Source organism: Cupriavidus sp. 22TCCZM04-2 (genome assembly GCF_057798895.1).
This window is the reverse complement of record NZ_JBYOJS010000009.1, coordinates 184,494-200,863: the sequence shown is the minus strand read 5'-3', so window position 1 is coordinate 200,863 and position 16,370 is coordinate 184,494. Positions and strand designations below refer to the sequence as shown.

The window sequence follows — 16,370 nt, the reverse complement described above, 5'->3', positions numbered from 1 at the left end:
TCGCCATGTCTGCTTCCTTGATCGCATCGCGCCGCGAATGGCGCACCGTGGCGCGCACGCTGGCGCCATGGGTAGTGCCGGCGCTGCTGTTCGTCGCCTGGCAGGCCGCATCGGAGTTCGGCTGGTTGTCCACACGCGTGCTGCCCGCGCCATTGGCCGTGGTGCGTGCTGCGTGGGAGCTGGCCCGTTCCGGTGATCTGTGGACTCATGTCTGGGTCAGCACGTGGCGCGCCGCTGTGGGCCTTGCCGTGGGCGGTGGCCTGGGTTTGCTGCTCGGACTGCTGACCGGCACGTTCCGCAGCGCTGCCACGCTGCTCGACAGCACGCTGCAGATGATCCGCAACATCCCGACGCTGGCGCTGATCCCGCTGGTGATCCTCTGGTTCGGCATCGACGAGACCGCCAAGCTGTTCCTGGTTGCGCTGGGTGTGTTCTTTCCGGTGTACCTGAATACGTTCCACGGCATCCGCTCCGTCGATCCGGGGCTGGTCGAAATGGCGCGCAGCTATGGGCTGTCGGGCTGGTCGCTTTATCGCGAGGTGATCCTGCCCGGCGCGCTGCCCAGCATCCTGGTTGGCGTGCGATTCTCGCTGGGCCTGATGTGGGTGATCCTGATCGTGGCCGAGACTATCTCCGCGCAGTCGGGCATCGGCTACATGACCATGAACGCGCGCGAGTTCCTGCAGACCGATGTGGTGCTGGTCGGCATCCTGCTCTATGCGCTGCTCGGCAAGCTGGCCGATGTGATGTCGCGCGGGCTGGAGCGCTTCTGGCTGCGCTGGCATCCGGGTTATCAAGCCGCCTGAAGCAAGGGAGAACTGACATGCAAAGCAATCCGGTAGAACAGGCCGCGCTCGCGTATGCCGATGCAAATCTGAAGGAAGTGCGCCGGGCGCGCCAGGCTGATGCGCCCGGCGGCGGTGTGGCGCTGCACGTGCATCAGGTGATCAAGCGCTATGACGGGCGCGCGGTGCTGCACCGTATCGCGCTGAGCGCGGCACCGGGGGAGTTCGTCGCCATCGTCGGGCGCAGCGGCTGCGGCAAGAGCACCTTGCTGCGGCTCGTTGCCGGGCTGGAAGCCACGGACGAAGGCACCATCACGCTCGATGCGCAACCGGCCCGCGCGCGGCAGCAGGACATCCGCGTGATGTTCCAGGACGCGCGCCTGCTGCCGTGGAAGCGCGTGCTGGAAAACGTCGCGCTGGGCCTGCCGCGCGAGCGTCGCGAAGAGGCAGCGGCGGTGCTGGCGCAGGTCGGCCTGGCGGATCGCGCGGAAGCATGGCCGGCACGGCTTTCCGGCGGCCAGCGCCAGCGTGTTGCCCTGGCGCGCGCGCTCGTGCATCACCCGCGGTTGCTGCTGCTTGACGAGCCGCTCGGCGCGCTGGATGCGCTCACGCGCATCGAGATGCAGGGGCTGATCGAATCGCTGTGGGGCCGGCTCGGCTTTACCGCGCTGCTGGTGACGCACGATGTGTCCGAGGCCGTGGCACTGGCGGACCGCATCGTGCTGATCGAGGACGGCCACATTGCGATGGATGAACCCGTCGCGCTTGCCAGGCCACGGCAGCACGGTTCGGCAGCGTTCGCGCAGTTGGAAGAGCGTGTGCTGCGTCGAGTCATGCAGCACACCCCGTCCGTCGGCTCGCCACCGCAGGTGGAGCAGGAACCCACGGCGGACTGGTCGCTGGTACGCACGGTGGAGTCGGTGCGCTTCGCGGTGTAACGCATCCGAAACCCGCACATCGTCATTACACAATCTTCATACGCCTTCACCAAAGGAGCTTCTATCATGAGCATTCAGGCCATCAACGTACGCAACCAGTTTCGCGGCAAGGTCGCCGCCATCATCGAAGGTCCGGTGGTTTCCGAAGTGGATGTGGAAACGCCGGCCGGCATCGTTACCTCGGTCATTACCACGCGCTCGATTCGCGACCTCGGCCTGACGCTGGGCAGTGAAGTCGTTGCGTTGGTCAAGGCGACCGAGGTATCCATTGCCAAGCTGTAAGTTGCCGCGGGCCATGTGCGCACGGCCCGCAGCGTGAACATCAAACGAAATCCCCGTGCCGGGAGGCGCGAAAGGAAACAGAAGCATGGCCATCGCAGGCGCGAATGCACCCGAAGCCAGGTCCAGCGCTCTCGAGCGCTACCTTGACACGCTGCCGCGGCAGCCGCTGGCCGACCGCCAGCTGTGGCGCGATGCGCGCGGCCAGGTGCAGGGCCAGTTCTTCAACTGTTCGCTGACCAGCGCGTTCGAGCCGCTGGTGACGCTGGCCGACCGCGAGGTCGTGGCACACGAAGGCGCAGTCCATACCTATGCGGAGGATGGCATGGGCCTGGCCGCGTGGAAGCTGTTTGCCATGGCGGCCGATGACACGACGCTGGTGTCGCTGGACCGGCTGTCGCGCCTGCTGCATGCGATCAATTACTTTGCGGCCGAAGGTTCGCACAAGCTCGTGCTCAATGTGCACAACCGCTTGCTGGCCGCGGTGGCGGATGACCACGGCGCCGCGTTCCGGCGCGCGCTGCAGTCGCTCGGACTGCCGCTGGAGCGATTCGTGATCCAGGTGCCGGCCAGTGCCAATGATGACCTGCCGCTGCTGCTTCACGTGGTGGGAAATTATCGCCGCAATGGCTTTGCCGTGAGCCTGCAGGCCTCCGACCCGGCCGAGGCCGGCGCGCTGATGGCGCATGCGGTGCCGGACTGGCTCAAGCTCGACATGCGCCGCACCTGGACCGATCGCCAACTCGCCGGACTGCGCGCGAGCGCGGCCAGTTCCGGCGTGACGCTGATCGGCCGGCGGCTGCAGGACGCGCTGAGCGTGGAGCGCCTGCAGGCGGCCGGCATCGGACTGGGGCAGGGGGTATTTGCCGGTGGACTGGTAACGCCCGCAAACCTGCGTGACGCGCGGACATTGAGCGAGGAGGTGGTATGACGGATCGCAGTAAGCCGGTTCCCCGGCTGGACATCCCCCGGCATCTGCAGGTGCTGACCGTGCCGGGCTTGCATGGCAGCGGCCCCGGCCACTGGCAGAGCCGCTGGGAGCAGCGCTTTCCCGACTGGCAGCGCGTGGAACAGCATGACTGGTCGCGTCCCAGCCTGCCGCTGTGGGCCGAACGCGTGTCGGAGGGCGTGATGCGCGCGCAGCGCGTGGCGGCACGCGGCGCCGTCCTGGTCGCGCACAGCTTCGGCTGTCTGGCGACGCTGCGGCAGGCGGCGCTGGATCCGGCCTGGATTGCGGGCGCGCTGCTGGTGGCGCCGGCCGACCCGGACAAGTTCGGCGTCGCCCACCTGCTGCCTACCTACCGGCTGCCGTTCCCGACGATCCTGGTGGCGAGCCGCAATGATCCATGGATGCCACAACGCACGGCCTTCAGCTGGGGCACGCTGTGGGGCAGCGAGCTGATCGATGCGGGCAGCCTGGGTCACATCAATGCCGATTCCGGCTTGGGCGAGTGGGGCGAAGGGCTGGCCCTGCTCGGCACGTTGGTGCAGCGCATTGGATTCGAAGGTAGCGCAGAAGCCACGGGAGACCAGGCTGGCCCGTGGGAAGCAGGCGTAGAAGTGGCTTCCGCGGTTCCTTATATCTAATTCGTCTAAGAAAATTCGTAAAGATTCGTTCTGTTTATAAGGACGAATCTGCAGAATTTGTCTCGTAGGCCGGCGCTTTATGCGCCGGTTTCATAAGTGAGGCCCGTCTGGCGAGGGGCCCACCACAGACGAGACCACATGCCACCCTCCATTTCCCTGGCGGAGACGCCATCCCCGGCCGCGCCAGAATCGGGCGCCACCCGCAGTGCGCCGGGACGCAACGGCCGCCAGCGCTTCACCGTGCTGCCCGGCTTTGGACTGTCGCTGGGCTTCACGATCTTCTATCTGACGCTGATCGTCCTGATTCCGCTGTCGGCGGTATTCCTGAAGACGTTCACGATGACGTGGGATGGCTTCTGGACCACGGTGACGGCGCCGCGCGTGGTGGCTTCCTACCAGCTGAGCTTTGGCGCGTCGCTGATCGCGGCAATCATCAATACGGTCTTCGGGCTGGCGGTGGCGTGGGTGCTGGTGCGCTACCGCTTTCCCGGCAAGCGCCTGATCGATGCGCTGGTGGACCTGCCGTTCGCACTGCCTACCGCGGTGGCGGGTATCGCGCTAACGGCACTGTTCGCGGGCAATGGCTGGATCGGCCGCTACCTGGAGCCGCTCGGCATCAAGGTCGCCTTCAGCCCACTGGGCGTGGTGGTCGCGCTGACGTTCATCGGCCTGCCGTTCGTCGTGCGCACGGTGCAGCCGGTGCTGGAAGACGTCGAACAGGAACTGGAAGAGGCCGCTGCCAGCCTCGGGGCCACGCGCCTGCAGACCTTCGGGCGCGTGATTCTGCCTGCCATCCTGCCGGCGCTGTTGACGGGCTTTGCGCTGTCGTTCGCGCGGGCCACTGGCGAGTACGGCTCGGTGGTGTTCATCTCCGGCAACATGCCGATGGTCTCGGAAATCGCGCCGCTGATGATCTATTCCAAGCTCGAGCAATACGACTACGCGGGCGCTACCGCGGTGGCCGTGGTGATGCTGGTGATTTCCTTCGCGCTGCTGCTGCTGATCAACCTGCTGCAGGCCTGGACCCGCCGCCACCAGTCTGGCGCGCGCGACGGCCTGGCACTCGAAGCGCCCGCCACGGGCAAGGAACACTGACATGGCCGGCGCAGTTTCGGGCCGCCTCGGGCGGCAGGGCACGGCCCACCATAAATTTGACGCGACCAACGAAGCGCCGTGGGTGCGTTACACGCTGATCACCGTGGCGGTGCTGTTCCTCGCGCTGTTCCTGTTCGTGCCGCTCGCTTCGGTCTTCTACGAGGCGCTGCGCAAGGGCGTGCAGACCTACTGGGAAGCGCTGGTCGAGCCGGATGCCTTGTCCGCGATCCAGCTCACGCTGACGGTGGCCGCGATCGCCGTGCCGCTGAACCTGGTGTTCGGCGTGGCGGCGGCGTGGGCCATCGCCAAGTTCGAGTTTCCCGGGAAGAACCTGCTGATCACGCTGATCGACCTGCCGTTCTCGGTGTCGCCGGTGATTTCGGGCCTGGTCTATGTGCTGCTGTTCGGCGCGCAAGGCTGGTTCGGGCCGTGGCTCGAGACGCATGACATCAAGATCATGTTTGCGGTGCCGGGCATCGTGCTGGCCACCATCTTCGTGACCTTCCCGTTCGTGGCGCGCGAGCTGATTCCACTGATGCAGGCGCAGGGCAGCGAAGAGGAAGAAGCGGCCATCGTGCTGGGCGCATCGGGCTGGCAGACGTTCAGGCATATCACGCTGCCCAATATCCGCTGGGGCCTGCTGTACGGCGTGATCCTGTGCAATGCGCGGGCGATGGGGGAGTTCGGCGCGGTGTCGGTGGTGTCGGGCCATATCCGCGGGCTGACCAATACCATGCCGCTGCATGTCGAGATCCTCTACAACGAGTACAACTTCGCGGCGGCATTCGCGGTGGCATCGCTGCTGACGCTGCTGGCCCTGGTCACGCTGGGCATCAAGACGCTGGTGGAACTTAGCGCCCGCAAGGAAAACGAAGACGCTGCCGCGGAAGTCCCATTGGCCGCTTTGCAAGGACAGGCATCATGAGCATTAAGGTCAAGAACGTAGAGAAGCGCTTTGGGGATTTTGTCGCGCTGGACAACGTCTCGCTGGACTTCGAAGAGGGCGAGCTGACTGCGCTCCTCGGGCCATCAGGCTGCGGCAAGACCACGCTGCTGCGCATCATCGCGGGCCTGGAGCGTGCCGACGCGGGCCAGATCGTACTGGCCGGGCGAGATGCCTCGCAGCAGCATGTGCGCCAGCGTCAGGTGGGCTTCGTGTTCCAGCACTATGCCTTGTTCAAGCATATGAGCGTGTTCGAGAACGTGGCCTTCGGCCTGCGCGTGAAGCCGCGCGCCGAACGCCCGAGCGAGGCGCAGATCCGCGAGAAGGTGAAGTCGCTGCTGGAACTGGTGCAGCTCGACTGGCTGGCCGACCGCTATCCCGCGCAGCTGTCTGGCGGCCAGCGCCAGCGTATCGCACTGGCCCGCGCGCTGGCGGTGGAGCCGCGCGTGCTCTTGCTCGATGAGCCATTCGGCGCGCTCGACGCCAAGGTGCGCAAGGAACTGCGCCGCTGGCTGCGGCGCTTGCATGACGATCTGCACGTTACCAGTGTGTTCGTCACGCACGACCAGGAAGAAGCGCTGGAAGTGGCCGACCAGGTGGTGCTGATGAACCGTGGCCATGTCGAACAGTTTGGCTCGCCTGAAGCGGTCTACAACCATCCGGCCACGCCGTTCGTGTTCGGCTTCCTCGGCAACGTCAACCTGTTCCACGGCCGCCTGGAAGTGGGCGAGAGCGGCGGCCTGCTGCACACCGGCGAAGCGGTGCTGCCGGTGGTGGGCAGCGGCCACGAGACCGCCGGCGATGCGGTGGCCTATGTGCGCCCGCACGACCTCGATCTCGAGCGCTATGCGCCGGGCACCGACGGCATCGCCGTCACGCTGCGCCGCGCGCTGACGCTGGGCCCGGTCGCCCAGCTCGAACTCGAGCGCGAGGACAACCAGGACGTGATCGAGGTGGCCCTGCCGCTGGAGCGCTACCGCCACGCGGGCTTCCGCGAAGGCGAGCTGCTTGCGGTACGGCCGCGCCAGCTGCGCGTCTTCAACCAGCCGACACCATAACAATCGAACGCGCGCGGCAACGGCGCGGCAACAAGCCGACAAGGGGCAGGGCAATGAATTTCCAGCAACTCCGATCCATCCGCGAGGCGGTGCGCCGCCAGTTCAACCTGACCGAGGTCGCCAACGCGCTCTACACCTCGCAGCCGGGGGTATCGCGCCAGATCCGCGAACTGGAGGAAGAACTCGGTGTGGAGATTTTCGAGCGCTACGGCAAGCGCCTGACCGGGCTGACCGAACCGGGCCGCGAGATCGTGCGCATTGTCGAGCGCCTGCTGCTCGAGGCGGAGAACCTGCGCCAGGCTGGCGACGAATTTGCTGGCCGCCATACCGGTCGCCTGACGGTCGCCACGACCCACACGCAGGCGCGCTACGCCTTGCCCCGCGTGGTGCAGTCGTTCCGCCGCGCCTATCCGCACGTCACGCTGGCGCTGCAGGAAGCGTCGCCCACGCATATCGTCGAACTGCTGCTGACCGGGCAAGCCGACATCGGCATTGCGACCGAGGCGCTGGCCACCGAGTCCGGACTGACCTCGTTCGACGCCTACACCTGGCAGCACGTGCTGGTGGTGTCGCCGGATCATCCGCTGACACGCCTGCCCGAACCGACGCTGGAGGACGTGGCCGGCTTCCCGCTCATCACGTACGACGCTGGCTTTACCGGACGGCGCAAGATCGACGGCGCCTTTGCCGAGGCTGGCCTGCAGCCAGAGATTGTGCTGACCGCGCTGGACGCCGACGTGATCAAGACCTATGCGGAGCTGGAACTGGGCGTGGGCATTATCGCGTCGATGGCCTATGACGAGCGCAAGGACACCGGCCTGGTGCGGATTTCCGCGGACCACCTGTTCGCCTCCAATACCACCAGCGTGGCGTTGCGCCGAGGCGCCTACCTGCGCGGCTACGCGCACGCCTTCATCAATATGTTCGCGCCGCACCTGTCGCGCGACACCGTCAGCAGCGCACTGGGCGAAGCCGACACGCAGCAGGCGCTGGCAGCCTGAGACCCGCGCCAGGCTGCACCAATCGCCACACGGGCCACGGCGCTGGCCCGCTGCTGTGCGGGCTGCTGCGCACGCCGCAGTCCATCCGGCCACCGCGCGGTTCGCGCCGCGCGCCCGCCATTCGTCGCAAGACGCTTTCCTTCTGGCCCACAAGCGTCGTAAAGTGCCTGCACATGCCGGGGAAGCCGTCTCTCCGGTCCATGCCGCAGCGCAACAGATATTGCGCGCGATCCCATCGACGAAGGAGAGAGACCATGAAAGCTGGCCGCAACGGCCGGGGCGTGTTTGTCCCGTTGATCCTGACCCTGGCTGGGGGCGTACTCCTGCTGCAACACCGCGGCATGCTGCCCGCGCAGTTCGCCCACGACTGGTGGCCCGTGCTGCTGATGGTGGCGGGCGTGGTCCTGCTGGCACGCCGACTTGCGCTGCGGTGCTGATCCCGTCGACTGCCCGACGACCGCGATGCGCGTTGACCGCCCGCATCCGGACCCTCCCGCATTGCACCCGGCACAGGCCGCGCTAACATGAATGCCATGGACCGCTGTCTTTCCTCCGCCCATCCTTCGCGGCTGACCATGCTTGGACGCGACCTGCTGTTCGTGCTATGCATGAACACGGTGATCGCCGTCAGCCTGAACTATGGCTTCCAGACCGGCGGCACGTTGTGGCACAACTTCGTCTATAGCCACCTGATTGGCTTGTCGATCTGGCTGCTGATCGATATCCCGCGCGTGCTGATCTGGTGGAATGAACGCCCGCGGCGCTGGCCATTCCTGATCCTGGCCGCCGCCGCCGTGCCCATGGGCGTGGTCCTGGGCAGCTGGGCCACGCGCGAGGTGCTGGACTTGCCGCCAAAGCTTTCCGCCGAAACCGGGGACATGCTGCGCATGTGCCTGGTGGTGGGCATGCTGGCGTCGGCGAGCATGATCTACTTCTACTGGTCGCGCGAAAAGCTCGCTTACCTGGAGCGCCAGGCCGCTCTGGACGCCCTGCAGCGCGAGGAGGCAGAGAAGCAGCTCGTACGCGCGCAGCTGATGGCGCTGCAGGCGCAGATCGAGCCGCATTTCCTGTTCAATTCGCTGGCCAACCTCGACGGGCTGATCGCTACCGACCCGCGCACGGCGCGCAAGCTGCTGCAGCGGCTGATCGGGTTTCTGCGCACCTCGCTGCTGCATACGCGCGCGGAACAGTGCACGCTGCGCCAGGAGTTCGAGCTGCTGCGCAGCTACCTGGATATCCAGGGCATGCGCTTCGGCACGCGGCTGGGCTATGACATCGACCTGCCGCCCGCGCTGGACGGCGTGGAGATCCCGCCCATGCTGATCCAGCCGCTGGTGGAGAACGCGGTGACGCATGGCATCGAGCCCTGCATGCGCGGCGGCCATATCACGCTGTCGGCGCGCGCGGCCGGGGACGATGCGGTGCAAGTCATCATTGCCGATACCGGCGTCGGGTTTGGCCATGGCTCGGGCAAGGGCTCGGGACTGGGCCTGACCCATGTGCGCGAACGGCTGGCGCGTATTTTCGGTGCGGCGGCCAGCATGCAGATGGAAGAAAACACGCCGCGCGGCGTGGTGGTGCGGCTGACGCTGCCGCTGACCCGGCACACCGAGTTGCCGGTGCCGCCGCCGGTGCACGCCGCGGTGCCGGCCACGCCTGCCGGCGTAACGCCGGCCATGCCGCGCCCTTGATCATTCGAGTCGGGCACCGTCCAATGCCCGCTCATTCTGCCTACTGACGCTGGTCACGCCCCCTGATCTCCGCCATGACCCCAACCCTGCTGATTGCCGATGACGAACCTTTGCTGGCCCGCGTGCTGGAATCCGAGCTGGCGGTGCTGTGGCCCGAAGCCAGGATCGCCGGCGTAGTCCATGACGGCGTGTCGGCGCTCGATGCGGCGCGCCAGTACCAGCCCACCGTGGTGTTCCTCGACATCCGCATGCCCGGCATGAGCGGCATGGATGTGGCGCGCGAGCTGGTCGACTTCGATGTGCCGCCGCTGGTGGTATTCGTTACCGCCTACGACCAGTTCGCGCTGGAGGCATTCGAGCGTGCCGCCGTCGACTACGTGCTCAAGCCCGTGCAGCACGAGCGGCTGGAGGCGACCGTCGCGCGCCTGAAGGCGCGCCTGGCGGCGGCCCTTGCCGATGCCGAGCCAACGGCCCCGATCGACAACGGCCAGCTCGCCCAACTGCTCCATCGCCTCGAAGCGCTGGAACACCCGGCCCTGGGCGCGCGCGGCGCGCCGGAGCCGCAGGGCAACTACCTGCGCTTTATCCGCGCGCTGGTCGGGCAGGAGGTGCGCATCATCCCGGTCGACGAGGTGATCTACCTGGAAGCCACCGACAAGTATGTCAACGTGGTCTCCGCCGGCGGTGAAGCGCTGATCCGCACCAGCCTGCGCGAACTGACACAGCAGCTCGATCCGGAGCGTTTCTGGCAGATCCACCGCGGCACGGTGGTCAATATCGCATGCGTGGCCAGCGCGGTCACGCAGTCGCTGGGGCGCGTGTCGCTGCGCTTGCGCGACCGGCCGGAAGCGCTGCCCGTGGCCAGGCAATACGCGTACCTGTTCAAGCAGATGTAGCGGCCGCGGACATTGCGGCGCGCGCTGCACCGGTATGCAGCCGGTTGCGGTTTTCCTCTATGATGCGAGCTTCGGTACGCGCAGTTGCCTGCCCTCGGGGACAGGCGTGCGGCGCGTCTGCCCGCCCAGCTGGCTCCATCCCGCGAATCCGCCGCCATGACTACCGCCGCTCTCGATCCCAGCCGCAATCCGCTTCGCCATGATGCCCAGGTGATCGGCCTGGTCGGGCTGGCGCATGGCGTCTCCCACTTCTATCACCTGCTGCTGGCACCGCTGTTTCCGTGGATCAAGGCGGAGTTCGGCCTGAGCTATGCCGAGCTTGGCCTGCTGATGACGGTCTTCTTCGCGGTGTCGGCGGTGGTGCAGACGGCTTCGGGTTTCGTGGTCGACCGCGTCGGGGCGCGGCCGGTCTTGTTTGCCGGGCTGGCGTTCCTGGGCTCGGCCGCCTTGCTGCTGTCGGCCAGCTCCGGGTATGCCGCGCTGCTGCTCGGGGCCGGCGTGGCGGGGCTGGGCAACGGCGTATTCCATCCGGCCGATTTCACGCTGCTGAACAAGCACGTGTCGCAGCCCCGGCTGGGCCACGCGTTCTCGGTGCACGGCATCTCCGGCAACCTCGGCTGGGCGGCCGCACCGGTGTTCCTCGTGACCATTGCCAACCTGGCCACGTGGCGCGTGGCACTGGCTGCCGCGTCGATCGTGGCGTTCGGCGTGCTGGCGGTGCTGCTGGTCCTGCGCCACGTGCTCGACCCGCGCGAGCTTGGCAGTGCGGTGGGCCGTCCCAGGGCCGCGCAGGCCGGCGCCGGTGGCAGCCTGCTTGGCTTCCTGAAGTTGCCGCAGGTGTGGGTGTGCTGGGCCTTCTTCCTGCTGACCACGTTCTCGGCGGCCGGCATCCAGAGCTTCGCACCGACCGCGCTCACGCAGCTCTACGGCATTCCGTTCACGCTGGCCACCGCGTCCTACACCATCTACATGCTATGCAGCGCCGGCGGCATGCTGGTCGGCGGGTTTGCCGCCAGCCGCACCAGCAACCATGACCGCCTGATCGCGCTGAGCTTCACCGTGTCGGGGCTGATGGCCATCCTGGTAGGCCTGAACGTCGCGCCGGGCCTGCTGGTGCCGGCGCTGCTCGGCGTGATCGGCTTCGGGGCGGGTACGGCCGGCCCTTCGCGGGACCTGCTTGTGCGTGCGGCGGCCCCTGCCGGTGCCACGGGGCGCGTGTACGGCGTGGTCTATTCGGGCCTGGACATCGGCCTGGCCAGCGGGCCGCTGTTCTTCGGCGCGCTGATGGACGCACACTTGCCCAACTGGGTGTTCTTCATGATCGGCGGCTTCCAGCTGCTGTCGATCTTCACCGCGGTGACGGTCGGCAACGGCAACCGTTCACGCCGCGGCGCCGCGGCACAGGCGCCTGCCGTCTAGGCCGGGCTGCCGCGGCGTCGCATTCCCGCGCGCCGGCCACGCCGGCGCTCCCGCGTTTCTCCGAGGACCCTTCATGTCATCCAAGCCTGTTTCCGCCGGCACCGCGCAGCCTGAACCAATGTGCGGCGGCCATATCCTGGTCGACGCGCTGCTGGCGCACGGTGCCGAGCTGGCCTTCGGCGTGCCCGGCGAGAGCTACCTGGCGGTGCTCGACGGCTTTCACCGCCGGCGCGACCAGATGCGCTTTGTCATCTGCCGCCAGGAAGGCGGCGCGGCGGTCATGGCCGAAGCCTATGGCAAGCTCACGGGCCGCCCGGGGCTGGCCTTCTGCACGCGCGGACCGGGCGCGACCAATGCCAGCATCGGCGTGCACACTGCCTTCCAGGATTCGACGCCGATGATCCTGTTCATCGGCCAGGTCGGCCAGGACTTCGCGGACCGCGAGGCCTTCCAGGAGATCGACTACCGCCGCATGTTCGGCCAGATGGCCAAGTGGGTCGCGCAGATCGACCGCGTTGAACGGATTCCCGAGTACATCGCGCGCGCCTACCAGACCGCCACCTCGGGCCGGCCGGGCCCGGTGGTTCTGGCCTTGCCCGAAGACATGCTGGCGCAGAAGGCGGTCGTGCCGCAGCTCGCGGCCTACCAGCGCGTACTGAGCTGGCCAGGCGATGACGATATGCAGCGCCTGTCGGACAGGCTCGCGGCGGCGGAGCGCCCGTTCCTGCTGCTTGGAGGCAGTGGCTGGACGCCCGAAGCGTGCGTGCAGATCCAGCGGTTCGCCGAACGCTTTTCACTGCCGGTGGGTTGTGCGTTCCGCGGCCAGGACCTGTTCGACAACCGGCACCCGAACTATGCCGGCGATGTCGGCATCGGCATCAACCCGGCCCTAGCCGAACGCGTCCGCAATGCGGACCTCGTGCTGGCAATCGGGCCGCGCCTTGGCGAGATGACCACGGGCGGCTATGCGCTGATCCGCGCGCCACGGCCGGCGCAGCAACTGATCCATGCCCACGCCGGGGCGGAGGAGCTGGGCAGCGTCTACCAGGCGGACCTGATGATCCACGCCTCGATGCCGGCGATTGCCGCGCGCCTCGCGGCATTGCCGTCGCCGGCGGCGCCGCCGCGCTGGCAGGGCTGGGCACGCGACGCGCATGCCGACTACGAACGTTACCTGGCCCCTGCCGCCTATACGGGGCAGGGCGTCGACATGGCCGACGTGATCCGCACCCTCGACCGCCTGCTGCCTGCGGATGCCGTCGTGACCAACGGCGCGGGCAATTACGCCAGCTGGCTGCACCGCTATTTCCACTATCGTCCGTTCGCGGGGGGCGGCCGCGGCCAGCTTGCGCCGACCAGTGGCGCCATGGGCTACGGCGTGCCGGCTGCCGTGGGCGCAAAGATTGCGTTCCCGCAGCGCACGGTCGTGGCGCTGGCGGGCGATGGCTGTTTCCTGATGAACGGGCAGGAACTGGCCACCGCCATGCAATACAACGCGCCGGTGATCATCATCGTCGTCAATAACGGCATGTATGGGACCATCCGCATGCACCAGGAGCGTGAGTACCCGGCCCACGAATCGGGCACGGCGCTGCAGAACCCGGACTTTGCCGCGCTGGCCCGTGCCTATGGCGCGCGCGGCGCGACGGTGACGACGACCGGGGCGTTTGAACTCGCGCTGCGCGAAGCGCTGGCCGCACCGGTGTCCACGCTGATCGAGATCCAGGTGGATCCGGATGTGATCACGCCGCGCACCACGCTCAGCGCGATACGCGCGCAGGCGCTGGCCAGCGGCAAGCCGTAAGGCCCGACTGTCCGACTTCCGTCGGTACCGATTTTCTTCCTTGCAGGAGTTTTCGATGAAACATGCCACCACCGATCTGTGCGATGCCAACGAACTGCGCCTGGCCGACGGCACGCTGCGCGTCATGGCGCCGGGTTTCCGTGCGCTCGGCAAGCAACTGGCCTTTGCCGGCCAGGCCGCCACGCTGAAGGTCTTTGAAGACAATGCGCTCGTGCGCGAGGCACTGGAATCGCCGGGGCAGGGCCGCGTGCTGGTGGTCGATGGCGGCGGCTCGATGCGCTGCGCGCTGGTAGGGGGCAACCTCGGGTTGCTGGCCGAGAAGAACGGCTGGGTCGGCATCATCGTCAACGGCTGCGTGCGCGATACGGCCGAGCTGGAGGTCTGCGACATCGGCATCCGCGCGCTGGCCACGCATCCGCAGAAGAGCCAGAAGCGCGGCGCCGGCGAGCGTGACATCGCGGTGCAGATGCCGGGCGCCGTGGTGCGCCCGGGCAACTGGATCTACGTCGATGCGGACGGCGTGCTGGTGTCCGAAGAACAGCTCGGTGCCTGACATGACCAGGGTCTTTGTCTACGGCACCCTGCGCGCCGGCGAGGTCAACGACCTGAACGCCGCGGCGCGCCAGCACGGCATTGCCGGGCCCACGCTGCTCGGCACGGCGACCATTGCAGGCCGGCTCTATGACTTCGGTACCTATCCGGGCCTGGTGCTCGATCCCCAGGCCGGCCCGGTGGTCGGTGATCTCTATGAGGTGCCCGACGCGCTCGTGCCGGTGCTCGACGAGATCGAGGAGATCTATCCCGGCCAGTCCTCGCTGTTCGTCAGCGCACAGCACGCCGTGCTGCACGATGGCCAGCTGGTGGCCTGCCTGCTGTATCCCGTGGCCGATGCTGCGGTCGCGGGCCTGCCGCGGATTGAAGGCGGCGACTGGGTGGCTTACCGCAAGTCGCGTGATACCGCTGCGGTCTGATACCCCTTCGTAACTGAGTCGAAACGGCGCCCATCTGTGGCGCCTTTTTTATTTTGTGGCGAGCGGTCCGCGCGCGGGTGTGCCGCCCCAGCGCCCATGCGAAGTTCCTTTTTCTGCGCAAATTTCATAATGTGGAAATATGTTTTGAACGGCAAAATTGCGTAGTTTGCAGAGCACAACGTCATTTCTCATGATGAAAAACCATGTTTCGTATTATGAAATAAATTATGTAATTATTTGATTTAATTGAATAAAAAAGCAGTATGCAAGCTGCATTCAAGGCTGTTGCGTCGCGGGATGCTTCTCTAAACTCTTATATAAGACACAGCATGCGCGGCGGCAAAAACGCTTCCCTCGGCCAGAAGAACGGAACAGGGGGCGCACGTCACCAGTTTTCTTTGCCATTCCCCAATTTGTCGCTAGGAGAGTGATATGAACCGCGAACAACAGATCCAGGCACTGCAGAAGGATTGGGACACCAACCCCCGCTGGAAAGGCGTCCGGCGCAATTTCACTGCTGAAGACGTGGTACGCCTGCGCGGCTCCGTCCAGGTCGAGCACACGCTGGCCCGGCGCGGTTCAGAAAAGCTGTGGAACCTGCTGCAGACCGAGCCGTTCGTCAACTCGCTCGGCGCGTTGACCGGCAACCAGGCCATGCAGCAGGTGAAGGCGGGCCTGAAGGCGATCTACCTGTCGGGCTGGCAAGTCGCCGGCGACGCCAACCTGGCCGGCGAAATGTACCCAGACCAATCGCTTTACCCGGCCAATTCCGTGCCGCAGGTGGTCAAGCGCATCAACAATACGTTCCAGCGCGCTGACCAGATCCAATGGAGCGAAGGCAGCGGCGACACCGATTTCTTTGCCCCGATCGTGGCCGACGCCGAGGCCGGTTTCGGCGGCGTGCTGAACGCGTTCGAATTGATGAAGTCGATGATCGAAGCGGGCGCCGCCGGCGTTCACTTCGAAGACCAGCTGGCCTCGGTGAAGAAGTGCGGGCATATGGGCGGCAAGGTGCTGGTCCCGACCCGCGAAGCCGTTGCCAAGCTGACCGCGGCCCGTCTGGCTGCCGATGTTTCCGGCGTGCCGACCCTGGTGATCGCCCGTACCGACGCAGAAGCTGCTGACCTGCTGACCTCGGACGTGGACGAAAATGACAAGCCGTTCTGCACCGGCGAACGGACCGTGGAGGGCTTCTACCGCGTCCGCAACGGCCTGGAGCAGTCGATTTCGCGCGCCCTGGCCTACGCGGAAGTGGCGGACCTGGTGTGGTGTGAAACCGGTAAGCCGGACCTCGAGTTCGCCAAGAAATTTGCCGACGCCGTGCACGCCAGGTTCCCGGGCAAGATGCTGGCCTACAACTGCTCGCCATCGTTCAACTGGAAGAAGAATCTCGACGATGCCACCATCGCCAAGTTCCAGAGGGAACTGGGCGCCATGGGCTACAAGTTCCAGTTCATCACGCTGGCCGGCTTCCACTCCCTGAACTACTCGATGTTCAACCTGGCCTACGGCTACGCCCGCAACCAGATGAGCGCATTCGTGGAACTGCAGGAAGCCGAGTTCAAGGCGGCCGAGAAGGGGTTCACCGCCGTCAAGCACCAGCGCGAAGTCGGGACCGGCTACTTCGACGCCGTGACCCAGACCATCGAAGGCGGCCAGTCGTCGACGACCGCCCTGAAGGGATCGACCGAAGACGAGCAGTTCTTCGAAGACAAGAAAGTGGCCTGACTCTCCTGGCCACCGTTTGCTGAAACATAGATCGGGGGGAACCGAGTAGTCTCTTGGTTCAGCAGACCACAGGAAGCGCGTGCGACCATCACGCGCTTCTTTTTCAGGCACCGCGCCGTTTCTCTCAGGAGGCGGCGCGGTTTTTTTTAAAAAGGGGGCTGCAGCACGGAACAAG

17 protein-coding genes are annotated in these 16,370 nt (G+C 66.4%); all 17 read left to right on the top strand.

What is annotated here, in order from left to right; genetic code table 11:
* The first annotated feature begins 5 nt into the window (after nucleotides 1-5).
* Nucleotides 6-806: an aliphatic sulfonate ABC transporter permease SsuC gene (gene ssuC, locus AC3FKG_RS15820; RefSeq protein ID WP_483708348.1), complete on the top strand. Its 801-nt coding sequence runs from the start codon at nucleotides 6-8 to the stop codon at nucleotides 804-806.
* A 17-nt stretch (nucleotides 807-823) separates the two neighbouring features.
* On the top strand, nucleotides 824-1,723 hold the full coding sequence (locus tag AC3FKG_RS15815) for an ATP-binding cassette domain-containing protein (protein WP_488743509.1): 900 nt from the start codon (nucleotides 824-826) through the stop codon (nucleotides 1,721-1,723).
* 66 nt (nucleotides 1,724-1,789) lie between these two features.
* Complete coding sequence (locus AC3FKG_RS15810) at nucleotides 1,790-2,005, top strand: TOBE domain-containing protein (protein WP_011298135.1); 216 nt, start codon at nucleotides 1,790-1,792, stop codon at nucleotides 2,003-2,005.
* A gap of 85 nt (nucleotides 2,006-2,090) precedes the next feature.
* A complete protein-coding gene (locus AC3FKG_RS15805) occupies nucleotides 2,091-2,933 on the top strand; it encodes an EAL domain-containing protein (protein ID WP_488743508.1) in 843 nt (280 codons plus the stop codon).
* Nucleotides 2,930-3,589, top strand: a complete 660-nt coding sequence (locus tag AC3FKG_RS15800) for an RBBP9/YdeN family alpha/beta hydrolase (RefSeq protein ID WP_483708345.1) — start codon at nucleotides 2,930-2,932, stop codon at nucleotides 3,587-3,589. Before AC3FKG_RS15805 ends, AC3FKG_RS15800 begins: the two co-directional genes overlap by 4 nt.
* A gap of 138 nt (nucleotides 3,590-3,727) precedes the next feature.
* A complete protein-coding gene (gene cysT / locus AC3FKG_RS15795; protein ID WP_488743507.1) occupies nucleotides 3,728-4,684 on the top strand; it encodes a sulfate ABC transporter permease subunit CysT in 957 nt (318 codons plus the stop codon).
* Nucleotide 4,685: 1 nt separating this feature from the next.
* Entirely contained in the window at nucleotides 4,686-5,609 is a 924-nt protein-coding gene (cysW, locus tag AC3FKG_RS15790) for a sulfate ABC transporter permease subunit CysW (protein ID WP_488743506.1), read from the top strand.
* On the top strand, nucleotides 5,606-6,685 hold the full coding sequence (locus AC3FKG_RS15785; RefSeq protein ID WP_483708340.1) for a sulfate/molybdate ABC transporter ATP-binding protein: 1,080 nt from the start codon (nucleotides 5,606-5,608) through the stop codon (nucleotides 6,683-6,685). The genes cysW and AC3FKG_RS15785 overlap by 4 nt, the downstream gene beginning before the upstream one ends.
* Nucleotides 6,686-6,738: 53 nt before the next feature.
* Nucleotides 6,739-7,686 carry a CysB family HTH-type transcriptional regulator gene (locus tag AC3FKG_RS15780; RefSeq protein WP_483708339.1) on the top strand — a complete coding sequence of 316 codons (948 nt, stop codon included), beginning with the start codon at nucleotides 6,739-6,741 and terminating at the stop codon, nucleotides 7,684-7,686.
* Nucleotides 7,687-7,940: 254 nt separating this feature from the next.
* Entirely contained in the window at nucleotides 7,941-8,123 is a 183-nt protein-coding gene (locus AC3FKG_RS15775; protein ID WP_488743505.1) for a LiaI-LiaF-like domain-containing protein, read from the top strand.
* An 87-nt stretch (nucleotides 8,124-8,210) separates the two neighbouring features.
* A complete protein-coding gene (locus tag AC3FKG_RS15770) occupies nucleotides 8,211-9,377 on the top strand; it encodes a sensor histidine kinase (RefSeq protein WP_483708337.1) in 1,167 nt (388 codons plus the stop codon).
* 74 nt (nucleotides 9,378-9,451) lie between these two features.
* Nucleotides 9,452-10,273, top strand: coding sequence for a LytR/AlgR family response regulator transcription factor (locus tag AC3FKG_RS15765; RefSeq protein ID WP_488743504.1), 822 nt, complete (start codon nucleotides 9,452-9,454; stop codon nucleotides 10,271-10,273).
* A 156-nt stretch (nucleotides 10,274-10,429) separates the two neighbouring features.
* Nucleotides 10,430-11,692 carry an MFS transporter gene (locus AC3FKG_RS15760; protein ID WP_488743503.1) on the top strand — a complete coding sequence of 421 codons (1,263 nt, stop codon included), beginning with the start codon at nucleotides 10,430-10,432 and terminating at the stop codon, nucleotides 11,690-11,692.
* A gap of 73 nt (nucleotides 11,693-11,765) precedes the next feature.
* Nucleotides 11,766-13,496, top strand: a complete 1,731-nt coding sequence (locus AC3FKG_RS15755; RefSeq protein ID WP_488743502.1) for a thiamine pyrophosphate-binding protein — start codon at nucleotides 11,766-11,768, stop codon at nucleotides 13,494-13,496.
* A 55-nt stretch (nucleotides 13,497-13,551) separates the two neighbouring features.
* Nucleotides 13,552-14,049, top strand: coding sequence for a ribonuclease E activity regulator RraA (gene rraA, locus AC3FKG_RS15750; RefSeq protein WP_488743501.1), 498 nt, complete (start codon nucleotides 13,552-13,554; stop codon nucleotides 14,047-14,049).
* 1 nt (nucleotide 14,050) lies between these two features.
* On the top strand, nucleotides 14,051-14,467 hold the full coding sequence (locus AC3FKG_RS15745) for a gamma-glutamylcyclotransferase family protein (protein WP_488743500.1): 417 nt from the start codon (nucleotides 14,051-14,053) through the stop codon (nucleotides 14,465-14,467).
* Nucleotides 14,468-14,899: 432 nt separating this feature from the next.
* Nucleotides 14,900-16,195 (top strand): isocitrate lyase, encoded by a 1,296-nt coding sequence (gene aceA / locus AC3FKG_RS15740; RefSeq protein ID WP_483708330.1) that lies wholly within the window; start codon nucleotides 14,900-14,902, stop codon nucleotides 16,193-16,195.
* The last annotated feature ends 175 nt before the right edge of the window (nucleotides 16,196-16,370 follow it).